Genomic DNA, 23,100 nt, shown 5'->3' on the forward strand with positions numbered 1-23,100 from the left:
AAGCAGTAGCTGCCTCGCGGTTTTTTATAGATGAAAGAATGATATCTGTTGAGAGCCCGCTTCCGGCTGCTGTGGCAGATGATTTAGCCAAGCTCGGATATGAGGTAGTGAACAATGAGGATCCTATGTTTTACGGGGGGATTCACGGATTAATGAGATGTCATGACACAGGACAAATAGTTGGTGCTGCCGATCCAAGACGGGGAGGAGCAAGTCAAGTAAGCGAATAAGATACAACCCCTAAACACAATGCGGAATAAACTTTATTGCTGTAAGAATATTAAAAAGGGGCGGCTCATATTAGCCGCCTTTATTATATTCACTTAATGGATAAGAGGGAAAGGAAGGATAGCCAAACTCCAATTCGTCCAAGCAAAGAGTGCAGACTTCACCTAGAATTAGGAACTCCCCGGTTTTGCTGTTGCACCTTGGACATAGCAGATGTCCGTTCTTATTAGCTTCCTTATCGATCGTTCGATCGGGTTGGGCGGAAATAATAATTTCCTCAGCCATTGAATGGATGTTGTTTATCACACTTCTCAATCCTTTCTTGTACTCATAGTCTGCTTTATGATCTCATAAATAGTATACACTATATTTAAATAGTGTGTATTATTTAAATATTATAAAGTCATAATGATGTCTTATATATACTTAAGTTTGTATTTTTTTCATAACCGAACAGTAGTGACAATTTGATTGCTGATATGTTTAAAGTAGCATTAAAACTTTTTTGACCCCAAAAAACCGCTAAAAGCGGTTAATCTTTTTCTATCGGTTTCCGTCGTCAATTGTGACCCCTGCATATGTAAAATTTACGTTCTCGACGATGTGTTCTCATATTCCTCGCTGATGTCGAAGGGAATGCTTCTGTAATGTTTGATAAAAATAGTCAGTAGGGGGAACTATTCAATAAAAAAGAATAAAGCGGAGGTTATAAGAATGGAGCATTCATTACTCTCAGAGTTGAAGGAGCTTATTACCAATCTGGAGCAAAAAAAGGCTGAGACCCGTTATACGATTCCCAGTGAAATTATGGGGGCCACGAAGAAGGCAAAAAACTTGGAAAGGTTCTTACACGATATATTGGCTGTAGTTAACGGCAGCGGCGGGATTAATCTGCTAAGCATTATCCGTAGAGAGTTTGGCATGAGCGTGGACCTTACAGATCATATCGATCAGTGGGCACCCTACAACAAAGATCAGTTTGAAGATGCGCTCCATGATGCGATTGACCGGGCTGAAATTCGTGCGGGAAAGCAAGGGTTATTTTTTGAAGGTTCGCCTGATAAAAAGGAAGCCACAGAAGCACTGCATTTGCTTAAGAGCATCGCCCATGCCGCGGTTAAGTGTCAATTTAGTCCAAAACTAGCTGGACCTCATGCTTATATTGAAATTTTGGATCATGTAATCCAGTTTTATGCACTTCCCAATTCGTTCCCTGATGATAGAATGATCAAGTACAGAAACCTACTGTCCTCTGATCGACTTTATGCAATGTCGGGGCACGATGATACTATAACAGCTGCATTGAAGAGTCATGTAAAAGAGTGGTACCAACGTTCATCCTATACGTTTTTGGAAAACGCCGAATGGTATCATACGTACGAATCAGTCCTAGATTATTTGTACGTTTTAACGGAAGAGCAGCTAGAACGTTTACGGATAGATTTTATCCAGCATATTAGGAATGATTTTAAAATAGTGAAAGTAAAACCAGAGCTGCACCGGGTGAAGCTTCTGAAGTCGATGCTGGAAACCGTTTTGAACTGGAAGGTTTAGTTACCACGAAACCGCTTAATTTCGAAGAAGCGCTCATATTAACAGCCATCGTTAATTGTTCGATACGCAAAGGCTCAGCAAAATCTTGCTTAATTAAGCTAATTGTTTTAGCGATACGCTCAGTTGTGAAGTATGAATATTAGCGGTTGAATGATGTTGTATAAAGTGAAACAATTGCTGCCCTAATCTTGCCTCTCACTCCTCGTTGTTGCATCGTGTACAACGCAACCTTTCAAATACTCTCGACTAAGACTGGCGCAAGCAGGTTATATCATTATTTAGGTTTAATTGTATGCATGGCATTAAAAATGAAGGAGATCTGTCGAAAGTTGTCGAAACGACTCGTATCTATCTTTTTTAGGAGATGAGGAGTATGAGAACAACCGATGCTGCTCCGCGGATACGACTTGTTCATTTTATAATTCTATTGATGCTTGTATCTATTTCGATCATTTCTATCATTCAAATAGCTGCTTCGTTTAAGGCGGAACGAGATTCCTTGTATGAAACGACACTAGAGCTTAATTATGAAAGCGCCAAAAAAATGAGCGTGACTATGAACTCCCTTTTCAAAGCGATGGAGAGAAGTTTGAAAGTGACCTCTGAACACCAGGAGAAGAGTATGCAAACACCAGATTCTATTCAAGCCCAATTGGATTTGGTAACGGGGAGCAGCAATTACTTTAATTCACAAATGGTCAATGACGCCAATGGGAATGTCTTAGCCATTTCTCCTGTTTCGGTAGGTCTCACAAGCAAAAAACTGACATCGAAAGCCGTATTAGATGCGATTGAGCAGCGAAAGGCTGCGATCTCAGCACCTTTTGAATCTGTAACGAATAGGCTTATTGTATTAATGACAAATCCCATATTTAATTCCTCAGGCCAGTATTTGGGTTCATTAGGAGGCGCTATTTATTTACGAGAAAACAATGTGTTAAATGATATATTCGGTTCCAACAGCTACTCTCCATCAGGTTCATATATCTATGTTGTTGATGGGGCTGGAAATCTTATTTATCATCCAGATCACAATCGGTTAGGTGAGAATGTAAGTGCCAATCCAGTGGTAGCCAAGCTCATTAATGGACATAGCGGTAAGGAGAAAGTCGTGAATACCTTGGGAGTGCCGATGCTTGCTGGATATTCTTATGTCCCTGCTAACGGGTGGGGAATCGTTGTGCAATCGCCGCTGGAGGAGATAAATGAAAAATCGATGCGTTTGATCAAAAATGCCATTCTGTACTCATTACCCTTTCTCCTCCTCATACTTATGCTAACGGCATGGCTGGCCAAAAAGTTGACTCTTCCCTATGCTCGATTGGCTGCGACTGCCTATAAAATCCTGAATGGCAAACAAGTCGCAGATCTGCCAAAGGTAAGAACGAATACGTATGAAGCCTATCATTTGTACAAAACCATGTTAATCACGATCGATGCTTTGCAAAAGAGAGCGATTCAATATGCACTGGAAGCTCAAACGGATAATTTAACGGGTCTTGCCAACAGAAGGAGTATGGAAACACAAATGCTTGAATGGTTGGAGGAAGGCATAGATTTTTCACTCATTGTACTGGATATTGATCATTTCAAAGTTATTAATGATACACATGGGCATCTTGTAGGAGATACCGTTCTAAAATATTTAGGAAAGCTTCTGCTTTCAATGACAAGTGAGAACGAACACTACTTCCGCTTTGGCGGAGAGGAATTCATTGTTCTGCTGCCCCATGTGACGAAAGATGATGCGTATCTGTATGCGGAGAAGATCCGTAATAAGCTGGAAATAACCATAAGCCCAGTAGGTCAACCCATCACGGTATCTTTGGGAGTGTCCTCATTCCCAACAGATGGAGTGACGGCACATGAAGTGCTTGATCATGCGGATCAAGCGCTCTATTTTGCCAAAGGAAAAGGGCGGAATTGTACCGTTGCTTACGATCCTAAATATGCATAGTCCAAAGACCTTAGATCAATCGCAAGAATTTGCGGCGGAGCTAAGGTTTTTTTCTAATGAAGAGACATTTCTTATATTGACAGCGATTGGTAGAAAGCTTATAGTAATGAAAATATTTAATTCCGAGTTAACTCATTGGAATAGTTAACGTAACATCTTTTTAGGTCTAACTGGAGGGGCACTGCGATGAATATTGAGAATATTGAAGCGTTCGTGTATGTCATCCATTATGGCAGCTTTAACAAGGCATCGGAAGTATTATTCCTTTCCCAGCCTTCGGTAACAGCTAGAATTCAATCGTTAGAACGGGAATTGGATTGTCGGCTCTTTGATCGAATTGGCAAGCAAGTTCATTTAACGGAAGATGGCAGGAAGTTTCTTCCTTACGCGCAGCAATTACTGCAAACATTTCAGAAGGGTAAAATCCATCTTAAGCAGAAAAAGGCGCTGCCTAATGAGCTGCGAATCGGCTGTACGGTATCTGTATCTAATTACATGATGCCAGTAATCATCCCCAAGATGAAGCATAAATACCCGGAAATCAATTTTAAACTAACGACAGGAATAACGGATGATCTCGTCAACAAAGTTCTGAACCGAGATGTGGATATCAGCTTTGTACGGGGAATCACCCATCCAAGTATTTTGTCAGCCAAAATTTATGAAGATCCTATTCGACTCTATGTCTATGAAGGGCATCCTTTTATTGGGAAAGAAAACTTAACGATCCAAGACATCGGACGTCAGGCTCTTATTTTCTTTGAGTGCGGCTCGCTAGACTGGATGCGGATTCACCGTGTATTTGATAGTTTGAAGGAGTCGCCAAACATCCAGATCCAGACGGATAACTCCGAAACAGCCAAGAAGCTGGTTCTACAGCGGGCGGGTATCGCGTTCTTGCCTGGGCTTAGCGCCAGTCAGGAAGTTAAGGACAATAAGCTATTTCCAATTGACTTCCCAGAGACAGCGGGCATTGCCTTGCAGACGAACTTGATTACGCTAAATGGGGAAAATACGTTATTTTTCAACAGTATTTTGGATATTTGCAAAGGATTATGGGGCCGAACGAAAGGGTAATATCAGATTCTTATATATGCTTATAGAAAAACTCTATTATCCAGTTGTGAAACTTGATGATAAATTAGTGCTAATATTAATTCATACAAAACAAGTAGGAATTATAAGTTTTAATATTATAACCGAAAAAATGGAGGGTATACACAGATGAGAAAATTAACAATCCTTGGAACAACACTAACTTTGGCTTTGGTAGCAGCAGGCTGCGGGGCGAAAAATACAGAAACGATCGCATCACCGAAGGCAACTGCTTCAACTGCTGTGGCGGAGCCCGTCAAAGTGAAGAAGATTATTGTAGGAACGGGCACACAATTTCCGAATGTAGCTTTTCTTGATAAAGACGGTAAGCTTACCGGTTATGATATCGAGCTTGTCAAAGAACTGGATAAACGCCTTCCTGAGTATGAGTTTGAATTCAAAACGATGGATTTCGCTAACCTGCTCCTGAGCTTGGAAACGAACAAAATTGACTTTGTTGCCCACGAAATCGAGAAGAACAAGGAAAGAGAGCAAAAATACCTTTTCAACAACGAGCCTTATGCCTACTGGAAAACAAAAGTTATCGTGGCTAAAGACAATACAAACATTAAATCGATTGATGACTTAAAAGGTAAAAAAGCGTTAACGACAGCGACTAGTGCCGAATCTACGCTATTAGAAAATTATAATAAAGCAAACGATAACGCGATCAAAATTGTTTACCAAAACGGTGCTGCCAACGACTTGGTTAGCCAGCTTACAACAGGACGTGCAGACGGAGCACTCGGAGCGGATTTCTTACTGCCGCTGGTCGACCCGCAAACCAAATTAAAAGCAGTGGGTCCGATTATTGAAGAAGCTGAGGTTCGTTTCCTCTTCCGCAAAAATGATAAAGACGGGCAAGCTCTTGCGGATAAAATCGACGTGGCGTTGAAGGCAGTGAAAGCAGATGGAACGCTTTCCAAACTTAGCATTCAATGGCTGGGCGGAGATTATACGAAAAAAGATTAATGCAGCTTTGAGTAAGAACGGTACAGAAAGGTGAGATCGTCCGCATGGAACAACAATTTGAAATCACCTATGTCTTTGATTTTTTACCCAAATTAGTATCTTATCTGCATATCACATTGTTTATCGTAGCTTGCTCTATGCTGCTGGGTGTACTAATCGGATTCCTCATAGCCCTGCCAAGGCTGTATGAGGTTCCGGTGCTAAGAAGGATATCCCAAATCTATGTGTCATTTTTCCGGGGGACACCGATCCTCATCCAGTTGTTCCTCATCTATTATGGACTTCCCGAGATATTGAAGCTCATTAACGTCGATGTCTCCAAAGCCCCCGTCCTGACCTTCGTCATTCTGACTTTTGGCCTGCATGGCGGTGCTTATATCTCTGAAGTCATTCGGGCTGCTGTGAAAGCTGTGGATCGAGGGCAAATTGAGGCTGCCTATGCGATAGGTATGACAGGGTACCAAGCCTTTACACGTATCATCATGCCACAAGCGCTTGCCATATCGATACCGAACTTTGCGAATCTGCTTATCGCCAATTTGAAGGATACTTCGTTAGCCTTTTCGTTAGGCGCGATGGAATTGATGGGGAAAGCCCAGACGCTTGGTGCGGCAACACAGCATTTTATTGAAACTTACATTTGTTTATCGCTCATCTACTTTGTCATTTGTTACGCGTTAGAGAAGCTGTTCTTGGATATCGAGAATAGACTGCTGCGGCATGAACAACCCATTGTTCAACGTGATTCGAAGTTTACATTTAGGCGTTTATTTAAGACACCTTGGGCAGCATCCGCTCAAACGGATAAAGGAGGGTATCAATCATGAAACTCGATCTTGGGTTTATCGGTTCCGCCTTTTTTCAACTGCTTTCTGCTTTGCCCATTACGCTGCTAATTACGTTTGTATCGGTTTTCTTTGGATTTCTGATTGGATCGGCAGTGGCGATCATCCGAATATACCGCGTACCTGTTATCCATTACATCGCAAGCGGCTATGTGACGTTCATCCGAGGAACACCGATGCTAATGCACTTGCTGCTCATTTATTTCGGATTACCTGTGATTATTGATTCTTTGGCAGCAGTCCTCGGTTGGAGTTTCCGATCGACTTCTATTCCAATGATCGGTTTTGCCTTTCTTTCCTTCTCGATTACAGCAGGAGCCTATTTGGCTGAGGTAGTTAGATCAGGCATTCTAGCCGTGAATAAGGGGCAAATCGAAGCTGCCTATTCCATTGGCATGACAACACCGCAAGCGTTAAAGCGCATCGTGCTTCCTCAGGCATTGGCTGTTAGCTTGCCTAACTTATCCAATTCGTTCATAGGTATGCTTCACGGTTCTACACTGGCTTTCACGGTATCCGTTGTTGAAATTAATGCCAAAGCGCAAATCGTTGCTACGACAAATTGGAAATTCTTTGAATCGTATATTGCCGCGGCTTTCCTGTTCTGGGGAGTGACGATTCTGATCGAGAAGATAACGGAGCTGCTTGAGAAACGAATAAATATTTACAACCGAGGTGGTGTACGATGATCAAAATGGCGAATATCACCAAAGCATTCGGCAAGCATGAGGTGCTGAAAGGTATCAATTTGACGGTAAAAAAAGGAGAAGTCGTCTGTATCCTTGGCCCAAGCGGTTCAGGCAAAACGACGCTGCTTCGCTGCATCAATTACTTGGAGAAGCCGAATCAAGGTGAGGTAACGATTGGGGATTTCACCATCAATTGCAAGCGCCCGAACAAACAGGATATTCACACGCTGCGTAAGAAAACGGCGATGGTATTTCAACATTACAATTTATTTAAACATAAAACGGTGCTGGAAAATGTGATGGAAGGCCTTGTCATTGTACAGAAGCAATCCAAAGAAACTGCACGGCAAACGAGCATTCAAATGCTGGAGAAAGTGGGGCTGGGAAGTAAGCTGGACGCTTATCCAAGCCAACTGTCAGGCGGACAGCAGCAGAGGGTGGGCATTGCCCGTGCGCTGGCACTCAATCCAGAAGTGATTTTGTTCGATGAACCTACCTCTGCACTTGATCCTGAGTTGGTTGGTGAGGTGCTGGAGGTAATTCAGAAAATTGCCAAAGAAGGCATTACGATGATCGTCGTTACGCATGAAATGGGCTTTGCTCGTGAAGTTTCGAATCATATTGTTTTTATGGATCAAGGTGTGATTGTGGAAGAAGGAAGGCCTCAGGATATTTTTAGCGATGCGAAGGAAGAGCGTACGAGACAATTTTTGAAACGAATTACGCCGGAGTATACGTTTAACATTTAAATTTACAGCGAATACGGAGTGGATGATATGGGGATCAAACTTAGTATTTTGGATCAAAGCGTTATTTTCCCGGGGGAGAATGCGGAAGCCGCTCTGCAGCATACGATTGAGCTTGTGCAATTAGCGGAAAAGCTGGACTATCACCGCTTTTGGGTATCGGAGCATCATGATTCCGATCAATTGGCGGGTTCATCGCCCGAGGTGCTAATTTCTCATTTATTAGCGAAAACAGAGCGCATTCGCATTGGCTCTGGCGGCATCATGCTGCAGCATTACAGTCCATACAAAGTAGCAGAAAACTTTAATGTCCTGGCAGCATTAGCACCTGGAAGAGTAGATCTCGGTATCGGAAGGGCACCTGGCGGGCTTCCTCGTTCTACGAAAGCTCTGCAGCAGGGCATCACGGAGCCAGCTACTTTATCGGAGAAGCTGAAGGAACTCAAACAATTTGTTCATAATCGATTGGATGCTTTCCATCCACTTACAGGACTTCGGGTATCTCCGATTCCGACACATCCAGCGGATATCTATCTGCTTGGCGCCACTGCGGCCAGTGCAGAATTAGCTGCTGAATTAGGGCTTCCTTATGTATTTGCCCAATTCATTAATGGTGATCATGCTGTGGCAGCGGCAGCTTTTGAAGCGTATCACACTGGATTTAATCGAGAACATGGCGGACAGCCGAAGGCGATCTTGGCTCTGTCCTTAATTGTAGCTGACACAGAAGAAGAGGCTAAAGTGCTGGCTGGCGAATATAAAAATGTCAAAATCCATTTGGAAAACGGTAAAACATTGACGGTAGGAACGCTTGAACAAGCCGAGGAGTATGGACGGCAAACACAAGCCAAATTCACCGTAGAAGAGAAGGAAGCGGAGATAACGAAAGGAACCAAAGAATCCGTCCGCCAAAGGCTGCTGGACATCCAGCAAACGTATGGGGTAGATGAGTTCATCGTTACAACGTCGGTGAAAGATTTCGCCAAGCGCTTGCGGTCCTTTGAATTGCTTAGTGAGGCGTTCTCGGAGCTGCTTGTGTAGGTAAAAACGCCATACGTCTTTTTGGAGGGGGAATGAGCATGAGCGAAGCGCTATCGGAACAATCACAGTCGGCATTTGAGCAGAAACTGATCGCGATTCGGCGTCATCTGCATCAAAATCCGGAATTATCAAACGAAGAAGTTCAAACAACCGCATCGATCCGAGGCTGGCTGCAGGAAGCGGGCATTCGAGTGGCTAACTTTCCGCTGAAAACAGGTCTTGTCGCGGAGGTTGGAGGTCTGCACGAAGGACCCATTATTGCGCTGCGAGCCGATATTGATGCTTTGCCTGTCCAGGAAGCTACTGGACTGGCTTATGCCTCATTGGTTCCGGGCACCATGCATGCTTGCGGACATGATTTTCATACCGCAGCCATTCTGGGCGCCGCTTTCTTATTAAAGCAGCAAGAGAAGGAGCTGCAGGGCACGGTTCGTTTCATTTTCCAACCGGCAGAGGAGAAAGCGCAAGGAGCGGAGCAGGTCATCAGAAGCGGTGCCTTAGAGGGGGTTCGTGCGGTATTTGGGATGCACAATAAACCCGATCTTCCTGTGGGCACAATCGGCATTAAACCGGGGCCACTCATGGCTTCTGCAGATGGGTTCGTTGTTGAAATCGAGGGTAAGGGCACACATGCTGCAGTGCCTGAAGCGGGGATAGATCCCATCGTAACCGGCGCACATATCGTCACAGCACTCCAAGCGATTGTAAGCCGAAATGTGAGTGCGCTGCAAAGCGCCGTGATAAGCGTCACCAAGATACACAGTGGAACCGCTTGGAATGTCATTCCGGATAAAGCGGTCTTAGATGGAACGGTGAGGACATTCAATGAGGAGGTTCGAGCCACGGTTCTGAACAGGTTCGATCAAGTGGTTCATGGTGTAGCGGCTGCTTATGGGACGAAGGCAACGGTACGATGGATCAAGGGTCCTCCAGCCGTGCAGAACGATGCGGGGTTAGCGGAATTAGCAACCCGAGCTGCGGATATTGCAGGCTTGCAAGTCATCACGCCTACACCATCTCTAGCAGGGGAAGACTTTGCTTTCTATCAGAAGAAGGTGCCAGGTATCTTTTTATTTATGGGCACATCGGGTACGCAGGAATGGCACCATCCCGCCTTTGATCTAGATGAGCGCGCGCTGCCGATCAGCGCTAGCTATTTTGCCATATTAGCGGAGCAAGCTCTCAAGCAAATAAGCTCCAAATTCGAAGTGGAGGTATCAGGATGAGTCAACTTGTAATCGATATTGGGCCTTATATAGATACTAATAAACAGTTGAGATCAGCGATTGAAGGTCTTACGGAAGAGCAGTTGAGATGGAAGGAGACCGAGGATAAATGGAGTGTGACGGAAGTTCTGTCCCATTTGACGGATCATAACATTGTTGTTTCCTTTCGCATTCGCGAGATTATTTCTGGCTCCACGGTTCAACTGCCTGCCTTTGGGCAAGATGCTTGGGTAAGTAGTGCCAAGGCGAATGAAGGCGCAGCCGTTGATATTTTGGATGCCTTCCAAGCGCTGTTGACGTATAACAGCCTATTATTGCGAAGAATATCCCCACAAGATTGGGAGAAAACGGGTGTTAACTTCAAAGGACAGACGTTAGCATTAACGGATGTCGTTCAATCTTTTACCGCACATGTGCAAGTGCATCTTGCCCAAATAGAGCGGATTAAACAAGCTAGGCAAGCCGCCATATAAAACCGATTAAACCTATTGTGATAGAAAGAGGTGTGGGGGAAATGAGTACAAATAGGATTCGGATTCGTGAAGCTCGTACAGAAGACCGTGAGGTGATCAGGCAGCTTCTTATTGATGCCTACAGTCAGTACGAAGCAGTTCTTCCTCCCGAAGGATGGCAGCAGTACAGAGACAACATTCTTGCCTCAGTAGATGGCGACGCTCCTTCTGCACGACTAATTGCTGAAATCAATGGAGAAATCGTGGGCAGCTCCCTCTTGTTCCTGTCTTCTCAGGTTGCCTATGGACTTCCTGAATTGGATATCCATACTCCGATTATTCGATTATTAGCTGTTTCTCCGCAAGCTAGAGGCAAGGGAATCGCTACGGAGCTAATTAAAGAAAGCGCCCGGCGAGCGCTGGAATTGGGTGCATCTACACTGCATCTGCACACTTCCGATATGATGGAATCTGCCGTGAAGCTTTATGAGCGTTTAGGCTTCGAACGGGCAGTTGATAAGGACATTTTAAAGGGCGAAAACGTTGTAAAAAGCTACCGCTTGCAGTTGAAAGAAGCAGCGATTCTTCAATAATAATCATAAGGACGTGATGATGATGTCAAAACAAAAGCAACTGAAGCTTGGAGCAATCATTCATGGTGTTGGTGGAAACATATCAGGATGGCGCCATCCCGAGGCGATTACTGATGCCAGCGTCAATTTTGGCTTTTATAAACAGCAAGCCCAGAAAGCTGAAGCCGGTAAATTCGACCTGGTTTTTATTGCAGACGGTCTTTACATTACCGAGAAATCCATTCCTCACTTTTTGAATCGGTTTGAACCGATTACGATTCTTTCGGCGCTGGCTGCTGTCACGTCCAACATCGGTCTCGTTGGTACACTTTCGACCTCCTACAGCGAGCCATTTACTGTGTCCAGACAATTCGGCTCGATTGATCTGATCAGTGATGGGCGTGCAGGCTGGAACATCGTGACTTCACCTCTAGAGGGATCAGCTAGAAATTATAGCAAAGACCAGCACCCTACACATCCAGAACGATATCGAATCGCGAATGAATTCTTAGAAGTGGCGCGTGGACTTTGGGATTCCTGGGAAGACGATGCCTTCGTCCGGGATAAAGAAAGCGGCGTATTCTTTGATCCGAGCAAACTGCATACGTTGAACCACAAAGGAGAGTTTTTCTCCGTGCAGGGACCACTCAATATTGCTCGTTCGAAGCAAGGTCAACCGGTTATCTTCCAAGCAGGAGCCTCTGAGGATGGTCGGGCTTTCGCGGCTAAAGTCGCTGATGCCATATTTGCCGGACACGAAACGATTGAGGAAGCTAAGGCTTATTATCAGGATATTAAAAGCAGAGCGGTAGCTTCTGGCCGTTCAGCCGAAGATCTCGTTATTCTTCCTGGGATTAGCCCGATTATCGGACGCACAGAAGAAGAAGCGGAAAGCAAATATCAAGAAATTGCTAATTTAGTTACGATTGATAAAGCTTTGGATTTTCTCGGGCGCTTCTTTGAGCACCACGATTTCTCTCAATATCCACTTGATGAACCGTTCCCGGATCTCGGCGATTTCGGCAGCAACAGTTTCCGCAGCGGTACGGATAAAATCAAGCAAACGGCGAAAGAGAAAAATCTCACTTTGAGACAAGTGGCGCTTAGCGTGGCAACCCCGCGCAATGAGTTCACGGGAACACCTGAACAAGTAGCGGATCGTGTCGAACTCTGGTTCAAAGAAGAAGCGGCAGACGGCTTTATTATTGCTGCAGCTCTTCCCAAAGGATTGGACGATTTCGTCGATCTCGTTGTGCCGATCCTACAAGAGCGCGGTATATACCGAAAAGAGTATGAATCCGACACGCTGCGGGGAAACCTAGGCGTACCGATTCCGGCGAATCGCTACACGAAGGTAGAGGCTACTATCTAAAGTCAGTTAGTATTGGTGCTCATTTCCATTTTATTTACTTAGTCTTTAACCGCCCGTTTTGGGCGGTTTTATGGCGTTTAGGTTGAATTATTTCCCAAAGCAGCTTCGAAATTCCAATATTTGAAAACAAATGTGTAATCGTATAAACTGTGAACATAGACTATTGTGGAGAAAAATGTAGCCTATAGTCAAAATGTGTTACTAAATCATATAGGTGGTGCTGAAATGAGTACGTTTAAATCATGGTTTTCAAGTGCGAAAACAGGCTTGTCCGAGCAAGTCAAAAAATTTCAAAACAAAGATTTTCTGGATGCCGTTGTAGCAGGTTGCGCGATTGTAGCGGCTGCTGATGGCAGTATTGGTAATTCAGAAAAAGAAAAGATGATTGGTTACATCAGCCGTAGCGAAGAGCTTAAAGTTTTTGATGTAAGTAATGTCATCGCTCGCTTTAACCACTTTGCTGGCAACTTTGAATTCTCAGCCATTGTAGGCAAGCAAGAGGCTCTTAAAGTTATTTCCAAGTTTAGCAATAAGCCCGAAGTTGGACGAATCATCATTGCGGTATGCTGCGCAATTGGTGCTGCAGACGGTGATTTTGATGATCAAGAGAAGAAGGTTGTCAAAGATATTTGTAACGCGCTGAACCTCAATCCTAGCGAATTTAGTCTTTGATCGTCGATTTACAAAACATTTAATCGGAAAAATGAAACGTGTTCGAACTTCATCCGTATCAAATGAAAGAATGAACGAATACAGGATATGAGAGGAGGTGACCTCGTTGACAATTAGCTTGGTCAAAGGTCAAAAAATTGATTTAACCAAAGGTAATGCGGGTCTTTCCAAAGTTGTAGTTGGACTAGGTTGGGATCCTGCGGTTGTGGAGAAGAAAGGTTTCTTCGGATCCAAAAAAACAGCTGTTGAAATTGATTGCGACGCTTCCGTCATCTTATTAGATGAGAATGGGAAATTGACTAAAGAGAAGAATGTTGTTTTCTTCGCAAACTTGCAAAGCCCTGATGGTTCCGTTGTTCACTCCGGTGATAACCGCACGGGGGAAGGCGATGGCGATGATGAGCAAGTATCTGTTAATTTAGGACAAGTTCCTGCGGATGTTAGTAAAATCGTATTCGTTGTTAATATTTACGACTGCGTAAATAGAAAACAAGATTTCGGTCTCGTTCAATCCGCCTATATCCGATTAGTAAATGATTCGAATAACCAAGAATTAATTAAATTTAATCTGACCGAAGATTATTCCGGTAAAACATCCCTGATTGTTGGTGAACTTTATCGTCATAGCGGAGAATGGAAATTCAACGCGATTGGTGAAGGCAGCACAGATACAACGATTGGCCAATTAGTTAAACGATATCAATAAGATTAAACAAAATCCCCTATAAAGCGAGGTTATTTCAATGGCAATTTCACTATCCAAAGGTCAAAAAGTAGATTTAACAAAAACAAACCCAGGTTTAACTAAAGTTATTGTTGGTTTAGGTTGGGACACGAACAAATATGATGGCGGTAAAGATTTCGATCTAGACGCTTCCATTTTCGCTGTTAATGCTTCTGGTAAAGTAGGAACTGAATCTGATTTCATCTTTTACAACAACCCGAAGAATGCGAACGGTTCTATCGTACATACCGGCGACAATCGTACCGGTGCAGGTGATGGAGACGATGAGCAAATCAATGTTGATCTGAGTGCAGTTCCCGCAGAAACGGAAAAAATTGCTTTCTGCATTACGATTCATGATGCAGAAGCAAGAGCGCAAAACTTTGGACAAGTTTCCAATGCTTACGTTCGTATTCTTAACGAAGGTTCAGGCGCAGAATTGATTCGTTTTGATCTAGGAGAAGACTTCTCCATTGAAACAGGCGTAGTCATCGGTGAATTGTACCGTAACGCGGGCGAATGGAAATTCAGCGCAATCGGTAGCGGCTACAAAGACGGTCTTGCAGGATTAGCTCGCGACTACGGCTTGCAAACTTCCTAAGATTTTACTAATAATGCTAGTTTTCTTGCGAAAACTCTAAGGAGATGCAGCAATGTCAATCAGCTTGTCAAAAGGTCAAAGAATTGACTTAACGAAGTCGAACCCTGGTCTCAGTAAGGCTATTATCGGATTAGGTTGGGATACGAACAAATATAGTGGTGGGCATTCATTCGATTTGGATGCGTCAGCCTTTCTACTTCATGCTGAAGGTAAAGCCAAAGGGCTTGAGGACTTTATTTTTTACAACAACTTGGTTGGTGTAAATGGTTGCGTTCAGCATACTGGCGACAATCGGACAGGTGATGGTGATGGGGATGACGAGCAAATCAAAGTTGATTTCTCCAAAATCCCTGCGCATATTCACCGAGTCGGTATTGCAGTAACGATCCATGATGCGACTAATCGTAGTCAAAATTTCGGACAAGTATCGAATGCGTTCGTTCGCCTTGTTGATGAGGTAACGAATCGGGAGATTTTACGTTATGACTTGGGCGAGGACTTTTCTGTAGAAACTGCCGTTGTCATTTGTGAATTGTACCGAGATAGCCAAGGTCAAGAATGGAAGTTCCAAGCTGTGGGAAGTGGTTTTCAAGGTGGTCTCCAAGCCCTTTGTAAAAACTATGGACTTGATGCTCAGTAAATTCAGAAACAGGTGGGGTGGTGCTAGTAAGGCATCACCCTTCAATTATTAGTACGGAAGGGACAGCCCTTATGCATATATCTCTTGTTAAAGGCCAAAAGACGGATGTTACAAAAACAAATCCGGGACTCTCACAGATTGGTATTGGACTCGGATGGAACTCTCCTGCGAACATAGATCTGGATACTTCAGCATTCTTGTTAGGCGCTAATGGGAAGGTAGATAATGACGAACAGTTGGTATTCTACAACAATCCTACAAAAAGCGGTGTGAATTTCATCGATCAACCCTCTCATGGGACCGATAAGAAGCAATTTTCTATTCAATTTTCTAACGTTCCAGCTAATGTTGAGAAAGTTGCTATTACACTAACCATCCATGAGGGTGAGAAGCTAAAGCAGCAATTCAGCCAAGTGACACAAGCTTATTTACGGATTTTTCATCCTAGCACAGGGCAAGATATGTTGCGATATGAATTAGGAAATCAATTCTCCGTTGAGACAGCTATTGTTGTAGGGGAACTATATAGATACGGCACAGAATGGAAATTCAGTGCGATTGGGTCTGGCTTTTCCGGTGGGCTGAAAGCGCTGTGCGGTAATTTCGGAATCGAGGTTAAGGATGAACCTACACCTAACCCTGTACCTAATCCGACACAGACGCCTCCCCCAGTTCCAACTCCGGCGCAAGCGGGTAAACCTCCTCTTATCCCTCCAGCTCCAATTAATCTGAATAAGATTGAATTGAAGAAAAAAGGCGATCGCATTAGTCTTGCGAAAAAGACGACAGGTAATCTCGGGGAAATTGTCATTAATTTAAACTGGAATCAGAAGAAGAAACCTGGTGGATTTTTCGGTAAAAGCAAAGGGATCGATCTGGATCTAGCTTGTTTATATGAATTAAAGAACGGTGAAAAGGGCGTTATTCAAGCGCTTGGCAACCGATTCGGTTCACTCCACAGAGAGCCGTATATTGCACTAGACGGTGATGACCGTACTGGCTCGGTAACAACAGGAGAGAACATTCGAATTAATGGGAATAAGCTTTCTGAATTTGAACGCATTCTAATTTTTACCTTCATTTACGAAGGTGCAACCACTTGGTCTGAAGCAGATGGCGTAGTGTCCATCAAACAGGATGGCGGACCCGACATCGAAGTGAAATTGAACGAACACGATAATCGTCAGGGCATGTGTGCCATTGCGTTAATTCGTAACCAAAACAATGAAACGTTTAGCATTGAGCGGCTTGTTCAATATTTCTCTGGACATAAGGCACTAGATGAAGCCTTTGGATGGGGAATGAGATGGGTTGCAGGAAATAAGTAAATAATTAGCGAAATATACAGGAGGGTCAAGGCATGTCAGATTTTTTTCAAAGTTTTATCAACAACTTCCTTAACTTTTTCGACTGGGAAGTGCTTTCAACAACACTTTCTGATCCAGTTAACTGGGGAATTATCGGGACATTAGTTATCTTAGAGGGTCTTTTATCCGCTGATAACGCATTGGTACTGGCAGTAATGGTAAAGCATTTACCGAAGGAGCAGCAGAAAAAAGCTTTATTCTACGGACTCCTAGGTGCCTACATTTTCAGGTTCATAGCTATTGGAGTAGGTACGTTCCTTGTTCAAATTACTTGGATTAAAGTGCTCGGCGGCGCCTATCTCCTTTGGATTGCCATCAGTAATCTTTTCTTCAAGAAGAAGGAAGAGGAAGGGGAGGTTCAGAATAAAGGGCTTTCCTTCTGGCGTACTGTTCTTGCTGTAGAAGTCATGGATATTGCTTTTAGTGTCGATAGCGTACTGGCTGCCTTCGGCGTAAGTGACCAGGTTTGGGTATTGTTCCTTGGAGGCATCATAGGTGTACTTATGATGAGAGGCGTGGCGCAGGTCTTCTTAAAGCTCATTGACAAGATTCCAGAGTTGGAGAAAGCAGCCTTCATCCTTATTATCATTATTGGTCTTAAGATGATTGCCGGTGCATTCGGTGTCCATATTTCACATGTTCTTTTCTTCTCAACCCTTATTGTCATATTTGGAGGCACGATTGTTCTTAGCTTGCTTCGCAAAAAGGACAAGCAGAAATCAGCTAGCTAATAATACCGTCTATACATTGACAATCCCTCCTTTATGGGGGGATTGTTTCTTAAACGAAAGAGGGAGGAATCGGGATTGAGATATTTTAATTATTTAACAGCGGATGAAGAGAAAGCTCTATTTTATTTACCTCCGACTTCCTTCCATAATCATTCGCGCAAAGAAATCCTTGCTTATTCCATTGGTGCTGCACTTTATATGCCTGCTACACGTCCCACGTTTGCGGAAGATATCGCTTTTGGTAAAATTGAAGGTCTTGTTTCAGTTATTATTGATTTGGAAGATGCCGTTGGGGAAAATGAGGTTCATGCCGCAGAAGAATCCTTGGTGAATCAAATGAATAAGCTAGCCACCTTCATGGAGGTCGGAATTCTTCATACGGACAATCTTCCGCTTTTATTCGTACGAGTAAGAAGTGTGAATCAGTTAAATTACTTGATCGAAAGATTAGAAGAGAACGTAGCCCTTTTAACGGGATTTGTATTCCCGAAATTTACTGGAGACAATGGAGCGGCTTATTTTGAAATACTAGAAAATTATAATGATGAGAGACCGTCTTCTGCCCCCATGCTTTATGGTCTGCCAATTCTAGAGTCTGGACCAGTGATTTATAAGGAAAGCCGTACCTATACGCTTCAAACGATTAAAGAGATCCTAGAGCAGTATAAGAATTTGGTCCTCAATGTAAGAATAGGCGCTACGGATTTCTCCAGCTTATTTGGTTTGAGACGCAGCCCAGACATGACCATTTATGACATAACGCCAATTCGAGATTGTGTAGCTGACATTATTAATATATTTGGGCGTGTTGACGCCTCTTACGTTATTTCTGGGCCTGTATGGGAATATTTTCCTCAAAAGGGATTGGTTCGCGAAGTGATTATGGATAAAGAGAACGGCATGATTGGCAAGACGATTATTCATCCTACTCATATTAAACCCGTTCAATCGCTATACGCGGTGACTCATGAAGAGTATACGGATGCTACAAGCATCATTACGAACAATAATGGCGATCATGGCGTTATTAAGAGCGCATATGCCAATAAAATGAATGAAATCAAACCTCATTTGAGCTGGGCCAGACGTATTCTCTTACGATCACAAATATATGGGGTGCTGCATGAACAACAACAATATGACGGATTACTGCTCAAGCATAATCGAGCATACGTATAAGATCGCAGGTGATTTAGAGCTTCAAGTGACATTGACCTCTAATCCCTTTGAGATTCCCCTCGACTCTCTGTTCGCCATGGCGGCAAGAATCAATAAGAAACGATCATTTCTGTTTGTTAGCAAAGTGCTGGGGAAACATATTCCTGTGAATCCGTATTCCTCCTTATTAAGCGGAGCTTCACTGGCACTACTCTTGCAACAAGCCTTAAAAGGTACTATGCCGCAGCAGTTAATCCCTCAAGCCATTCTGGGCATTATTGATCCTTCTCAGGCCGAGGCGGCCTATAAAGAAATTATGTCCTATCGTTTAAGCTTGCCGCAATCCGTTGCTTTTATAGGATTTGCTGAAACTGCCACAGCCATTGGACATGCCGTTTATGAAACCTTTGGTCAGGGTGGCAGCTATATTCATACCACGCGTGAAGTGATCGAAGGATCGGCATCCATCATTAATTTCAGTGAGGAGCATTCCCATGCGGTAGCACATTATTGTTACGCGAATGATCCTCAGATGCTTACACATCCTGAGATTGTAGTCCTTGTTGATGATGAAATTACGACAGGTAAGACCTCTTTAAACATTATTCGAGATATGCAGGGGAAATTTCCGAAGAAAACCTACTACATCCTTGCTCTGCTTGATTGGAGAACCCCAGAGGATCAGCAGCAGTTTCTGAAGCTAGAACTGGAGCTAGGTATCTCCATCCACGTGCTTTCCTTAGTCAAAGGTGAGGTAAAAGTAACGGGTTCATCTGAAAGTTTAACCCCCCAAGTGCCTGTCCTTCCTATTCCAAATCAAATGGGACCCATTCACTTCACGTATATAGATCATCTATTCGCTCATGCTCCTTACGTGAGCCAACATCCTTATTTACAGCATAGTGGAAGATTTGGTCTTACACCGGAGGAAAGCGAACAATCCGATCATTCCATATCTCAAGCTGCCAAGCAGTTGAAATTTACTCGTATAGGTAAGAAGACGTTGTGCGTAGGCACAGGTGAGTTTATGTATATCCCCATGCGAATTGCTGCTGAAATGGGAGAAGGTGTGTCTTACCAATCGACGACGAGGAGTCCAATTCATACCATTGATACAGAGGATTACGCAGTAAAGGTAGGCTATCCGTACGCATCTCCGGAGGATCCCGACGTAACTCATTTCCTATACAATGTTCCGGTAGGAGAGTATGACGATCTCTATTTATTTATGGAACGAGAAGCAGATCCAGCTTCGATGCAGCCATTGCTTCAAATTCTTCAAACGCGAGGGCTGAAACAGATTCATATTGTCATTTTCTCTCCTCAAACGGTTGAATGGAAGGAGAGTGAAACATGGAAGATTGGCGAGTTAAACCAATAGAGGAGCCCATGCACTTGGGCAGCTATCCAGCTTCCGATGTGACATTCCTGCTAAAGGATTTGAGCGAGGTTAAGCTGGAAAAGTCGATGGATGCGAGAGAACTAGCCATTCAATCGGGTACTCATTATTCAGAAATGCTGCCGCAAGAGCATCTACCAACGTCCGATTATTTAAAATTGTACCGAGAGACGCTGCAGATGTCAGCCAAGAAAGTTGCATTAGCCGTCGGTACTACGGCAGAGCTTATTCGAAATAAAAAAGGACCGAATACGGTGCTGGTTTCTCTTGCGAGAGCGGGCACGCCTGTCGGTATTCTAATAAGACGTTACCTGCAAGAGATGCATCAGTTGGACTTGCCTCACTACAGCATCTCGATTATTCGGGGTAAAGGGATTGACGAGAACGCTTTGTTTTATATCCTGCAAAAGCATCCAGACGCGAATCTACAATTCGTCGACGGGTGGACCGGCAAGGGAGCAATCCGTAAAGTGCTTATAGAAGCTTGCGGCAAGCTGGAACGAGAATACGGGATCAAGCTAGACGATGATCTTGCTGTGCTCGCTGATCCTGGTCATTGCACGGATATGTTTGGAACGCGAGAGGATTTCTTGATTCCGAGTGCATGCTTGAATGCGGTGGTATCCGGTTTAATGAGTCGAACGGTGCTGCGTGAGGATCTCATTGGGCCGCATGACTTTCATGGTTCCAAATATTATAAAGAGTGGTTGGACCAGGATCTCTCCAATCATTTTATTGCGGAGATTGTGCCCTTTTTTGGTGAGGTAGTGGAAGAAGCAAATCAAAGCGCCAGGGAACTACTCTTGCATCCTCCGACGATTTCATGGAAGGGGTTGCAGGATATCCAAGCGATTCAAAGCGAGTATCAGATTGCGGATATCAACTTGATTAAACCCGGTGTTGGAGAAACGACCCGTGTACTGCTCCGTAGAGTGCCGTGGCGGATATTAGTAGACCGATTAGATAATCCGAATATACGTCATATCCTCCTTTTAGCTGAAGCTAGGGAAGTACCTATAGAAGTGTACCCAGGTCTCACTTATTCCTGTTGTGGTATTATAAAATCCGTGAAAGGAGATGCCGAATGATATTTGCAAGCGATTTAGATCAAACGTTAATTTATTCACAGCCTTTAGAGCGTGCTGAAGAATTAGGCGATCGGATTATTACAGCAGAGCTTATTGACGGTAAAGTGAGATCGTATATGTCCTCAAGTTCCTACCAGCTGCTTCAAAAGTTGATGACGGAGCTCATTTTCATCCCGGTTACGACACGAACCATGCAGCAGTACAATCGTATACATTTAATTAGTCAAATGTTGAAGCCCAAGTATGCCGTAACGAGCAACGGCGGGAATATTCTGATAGATGGACATCCGGACCTAGAATGGCAAGCCTCAGTAGTTGCTCGCGTTAGTGAATCAAGTGAGCATGTGAAGGATGTCAGGAAACTGCTAGATCGTGTCCTTAATCCGGAATGGGTCATCAGTTCTAGCTATTGCGACGAGCTATTTTTTTCCCATATCATTGACCGGGCAAAGATGCCGCTAGAGGAAGTTACTCAGATGAGTGAAGAACTTCAGCGTATGGGCTGGAGCACTTCCGTTCAAGGAAGAAAGGTCTATGTCGTTCCCCAAGTTGTTAATAAAAGAGATGCCGTTCAGCATCTAAAACAATTAACAGAGAAGCGCCAAGTTATAGCATCTGGTGATTCCCTATTGGATCAGATCTTGATTGATTTTGCTGATTTCTCTATAGTCCCTAGGCACGGAGAATTATTTCGACAAGAGCAGCTTCAATCGACGGGGAACTATTCATTTACCGAGGAATCCGGGATTTTCGCTACGGACGAAATACTTAAGTATGTTGAATCCGTAAACATAGAGCAAACGAATCTATTTGTCATAAAGGAGTCCTCATGAAAAAAGTATGGTTTAACCGTTGGTTTTCAGTAGCCTATCATTATATGAATAGCATTCGCAATAATGAAGATGGCGTCCAATTCAAAATGTACGCTACTCATCCAGACCGTACCCACATGGCTCTACAGGCGGCTGATTACGCGGATACCGAACCTGTTTTATGTGATAATGATTATGTGGAGTTTGCCCTAGATTTCTGCGAAAAGCATGGCATTGATGTATTCATTCCCAGATTACATATGTACGCAATAGCGAAGCATATTGATTTGTTCGAAAAGGTAGGAACAAAAGTAACAGTTTGTCGTGACCTTGAGCTATTAGAGAACTTGCTGGAGAAACAAAAGTTTTATGAAGCCATAAGGGAAACGAACATTATTTCAATCCCTGACTATCATGTGGTCAATACGGCAGATGAATTTATGACAGCCTATGAAGCGCTCGTGAGTGCAGGTCACCAGGTTTGTATGAAGCCAACGAATGCCGAGGGCGGTATGGGCTTCAGAATCATCAGCAATGGGCGGGATACATTAAGTGACCTGTTCGGCACAGTTACACCATATCTCTCTACGGAACAGGTATACAAGACCTTATCATCCGTAGATCGTTTCGAGGACCTGATGGTGATGGAATTATTAAACGGCTTTGAGTACAGCATCGATTGCTTAGCATCGGCTTCTGGGGAATTACTTGCCGCTGTGCCGCGTCGTAAAGCGGACGGACGGTTAAGGCTACTTGAGGAAGTGCCTGAGCTGATCAAAATTGCACATCAGGTTGCTGCCACCTACAAGATCCCATTTAATTACAACATTCAAGTGAAGTACAATCAGGGTGTGCCTAAATTACTTGAGATTAATCCGAGAATGTCTGGCGGGTTGCATGTGACTTGTCTATCAGGTATTAATTTCCCTTATTTGGCAGTGAAATCAATTTTGGGTGGGCATGTGGACAACCAAAAGCCTAATTATGGCATTCTGGCCAGTCATATTGAGAAATACGTTATTATGGATTTAGGCGAATAAAAGGAACCGTGCATCATATCTTTGAATATAGATGAACAAATCTGTCAAAGAAGGTGCACAGGATGATAATAAGCGGGATTATACTTTCTGGAATAATCATGGTGCTCATTGTCGTAGCA

Annotated in this window: 25 protein-coding genes; 24 read left to right on the forward strand and 1 reads right to left on the reverse strand. The window is 43.7% G+C overall.

Annotation, left to right across the window (positions count from 1 at the left end; genetic code table 11):
* A partial coding sequence (locus GC098_RS03065; protein WP_171640869.1) for a gamma-glutamyltransferase occupies positions 1–230 on the forward strand: 230 nt, incomplete at its 5' end.
* 70 nt (positions 231–300) lie between these two features.
* Here the strand turns inward: GC098_RS03065 and GC098_RS03070 are convergent.
* Positions 301–513 (reverse strand): hypothetical protein, encoded by a 213-nt coding sequence (locus tag GC098_RS03070; RefSeq protein WP_156396697.1) that lies wholly within the window; start codon positions 511–513, stop codon positions 301–303.
* A 429-nt stretch (positions 514–942) separates the two neighbouring features.
* Here GC098_RS03070 and GC098_RS03075 point away from each other — a divergent pair, with 429 nt between their 5' ends.
* The 23 genes from GC098_RS03075 to GC098_RS03185 all read left to right on the forward strand — a co-directional run bounded on the left by GC098_RS03075 (position 943) and on the right by GC098_RS03185 (position 22,981).
* Positions 943–1,782 carry a hypothetical protein gene (locus GC098_RS03075; RefSeq protein ID WP_171640871.1) on the forward strand — a complete coding sequence of 280 codons (840 nt, stop codon included), beginning with the start codon at positions 943–945 and terminating at the stop codon, positions 1,780–1,782.
* A 373-nt stretch (positions 1,783–2,155) separates the two neighbouring features.
* Complete coding sequence (locus GC098_RS03080) at positions 2,156–3,739, forward strand: sensor domain-containing diguanylate cyclase (protein WP_171640873.1); 1,584 nt, start codon at positions 2,156–2,158, stop codon at positions 3,737–3,739.
* A gap of 186 nt (positions 3,740–3,925) precedes the next feature.
* Positions 3,926–4,816 carry a LysR family transcriptional regulator gene (locus tag GC098_RS03085; protein ID WP_171640875.1) on the forward strand — a complete coding sequence of 297 codons (891 nt, stop codon included), beginning with the start codon at positions 3,926–3,928 and terminating at the stop codon, positions 4,814–4,816.
* A 147-nt stretch (positions 4,817–4,963) separates the two neighbouring features.
* Positions 4,964–5,806, forward strand: a complete 843-nt coding sequence (locus GC098_RS03090) for a transporter substrate-binding domain-containing protein (RefSeq protein WP_171640877.1) — start codon at positions 4,964–4,966, stop codon at positions 5,804–5,806.
* Between the two features lie 44 nt (positions 5,807–5,850).
* Positions 5,851–6,633, forward strand: a complete 783-nt coding sequence (locus GC098_RS03095) for an amino acid ABC transporter permease (protein WP_171640879.1) — start codon at positions 5,851–5,853, stop codon at positions 6,631–6,633.
* Positions 6,630–7,340: an amino acid ABC transporter permease gene (locus tag GC098_RS03100; RefSeq protein ID WP_171640880.1), complete on the forward strand. Its 711-nt coding sequence runs from the start codon at positions 6,630–6,632 to the stop codon at positions 7,338–7,340. The genes GC098_RS03095 and GC098_RS03100 overlap by 4 nt, the downstream gene beginning before the upstream one ends.
* Positions 7,337–8,089: an amino acid ABC transporter ATP-binding protein gene (locus GC098_RS03105; protein ID WP_171640882.1), complete on the forward strand. Its 753-nt coding sequence runs from the start codon at positions 7,337–7,339 to the stop codon at positions 8,087–8,089. The genes GC098_RS03100 and GC098_RS03105 overlap by 4 nt, the downstream gene beginning before the upstream one ends.
* 27 nt (positions 8,090–8,116) lie before the next feature.
* Positions 8,117–9,127: an LLM class flavin-dependent oxidoreductase gene (locus tag GC098_RS03110; protein WP_171640884.1), complete on the forward strand. Its 1,011-nt coding sequence runs from the start codon at positions 8,117–8,119 to the stop codon at positions 9,125–9,127.
* Positions 9,128–9,165: 38 nt separating this feature from the next.
* Entirely contained in the window at positions 9,166–10,353 is a 1,188-nt protein-coding gene (locus GC098_RS03115) for a M20 peptidase aminoacylase family protein (RefSeq protein ID WP_171640886.1), read from the forward strand.
* Entirely contained in the window at positions 10,350–10,826 is a 477-nt protein-coding gene (locus GC098_RS03120; protein ID WP_171640888.1) for a DinB family protein, read from the forward strand. Before GC098_RS03115 ends, GC098_RS03120 begins: the two co-directional genes overlap by 4 nt.
* Positions 10,827–10,867: 41 nt before the next feature.
* Complete coding sequence (locus GC098_RS03125) at positions 10,868–11,398, forward strand: GNAT family N-acetyltransferase (RefSeq protein WP_171640890.1); 531 nt, start codon at positions 10,868–10,870, stop codon at positions 11,396–11,398.
* A gap of 22 nt (positions 11,399–11,420) precedes the next feature.
* Positions 11,421–12,749 (forward strand): LLM class flavin-dependent oxidoreductase, encoded by a 1,329-nt coding sequence (locus GC098_RS03130; protein WP_171641177.1) that lies wholly within the window; start codon positions 11,421–11,423, stop codon positions 12,747–12,749.
* Between the two features lie 225 nt (positions 12,750–12,974).
* Positions 12,975–13,421, forward strand: coding sequence for a tellurite resistance TerB family protein (locus GC098_RS03135; RefSeq protein WP_171640892.1), 447 nt, complete (start codon positions 12,975–12,977; stop codon positions 13,419–13,421).
* A gap of 106 nt (positions 13,422–13,527) precedes the next feature.
* Positions 13,528–14,127 carry a TerD family protein gene (locus tag GC098_RS03140; RefSeq protein WP_029195148.1) on the forward strand — a complete coding sequence of 200 codons (600 nt, stop codon included), beginning with the start codon at positions 13,528–13,530 and terminating at the stop codon, positions 14,125–14,127.
* Between the two features lie 37 nt (positions 14,128–14,164).
* The gene (locus tag GC098_RS03145; RefSeq protein ID WP_171640895.1) at positions 14,165–14,746 is read left to right on the forward strand and encodes a TerD family protein; all 582 of its coding nucleotides are present in this window, start codon (positions 14,165–14,167) and stop codon (positions 14,744–14,746) included.
* A gap of 52 nt (positions 14,747–14,798) precedes the next feature.
* A complete protein-coding gene (locus tag GC098_RS03150) occupies positions 14,799–15,386 on the forward strand; it encodes a TerD family protein (protein ID WP_171640897.1) in 588 nt (195 codons plus the stop codon).
* Positions 15,387–15,457: 71 nt separating this feature from the next.
* Positions 15,458–16,714 (forward strand): TerD family protein, encoded by a 1,257-nt coding sequence (locus tag GC098_RS03155; protein WP_171640899.1) that lies wholly within the window; start codon positions 15,458–15,460, stop codon positions 16,712–16,714.
* 32 nt (positions 16,715–16,746) lie between these two features.
* Positions 16,747–17,484, forward strand: coding sequence for a MeeY/MeeF family manganese export membrane protein (locus tag GC098_RS03160; RefSeq protein WP_171640901.1), 738 nt, complete (start codon positions 16,747–16,749; stop codon positions 17,482–17,484).
* 75 nt (positions 17,485–17,559) lie between these two features.
* Positions 17,560–18,663, forward strand: a complete 1,104-nt coding sequence (locus tag GC098_RS03165) for an HpcH/HpaI aldolase/citrate lyase family protein (protein WP_246358393.1) — start codon at positions 17,560–17,562, stop codon at positions 18,661–18,663.
* Complete coding sequence (locus GC098_RS03170) at positions 18,608–20,023, forward strand: phosphoribosyltransferase family protein (protein WP_246358394.1); 1,416 nt, start codon at positions 18,608–18,610, stop codon at positions 20,021–20,023. The genes GC098_RS03165 and GC098_RS03170 overlap by 56 nt, the downstream gene beginning before the upstream one ends.
* The gene (locus tag GC098_RS03175) at positions 19,996–21,129 is read left to right on the forward strand and encodes a cysteine protease StiP family protein (RefSeq protein ID WP_171640905.1); all 1,134 of its coding nucleotides are present in this window, start codon (positions 19,996–19,998) and stop codon (positions 21,127–21,129) included. The genes GC098_RS03170 and GC098_RS03175 overlap by 28 nt, the downstream gene beginning before the upstream one ends.
* Positions 21,126–21,962, forward strand: a complete 837-nt coding sequence (locus GC098_RS03180) for an HAD family hydrolase (RefSeq protein ID WP_171640907.1) — start codon at positions 21,126–21,128, stop codon at positions 21,960–21,962. The genes GC098_RS03175 and GC098_RS03180 overlap by 4 nt, the downstream gene beginning before the upstream one ends.
* Positions 21,959–22,981 carry an ATP-grasp domain-containing protein gene (locus GC098_RS03185; protein WP_171640909.1) on the forward strand — a complete coding sequence of 341 codons (1,023 nt, stop codon included), beginning with the start codon at positions 21,959–21,961 and terminating at the stop codon, positions 22,979–22,981. Before GC098_RS03180 ends, GC098_RS03185 begins: the two co-directional genes overlap by 4 nt.
* The last annotated feature ends 119 nt before the right edge of the window (positions 22,982–23,100 follow it).

The sequence above is a fragment of the Paenibacillus phytorum genome (genome assembly GCF_013141715.1).
GTDB classification, from domain to species: domain Bacteria; phylum Bacillota; class Bacilli; order Paenibacillales; family NBRC-103111; genus Paenibacillus_E; species Paenibacillus_E phytorum.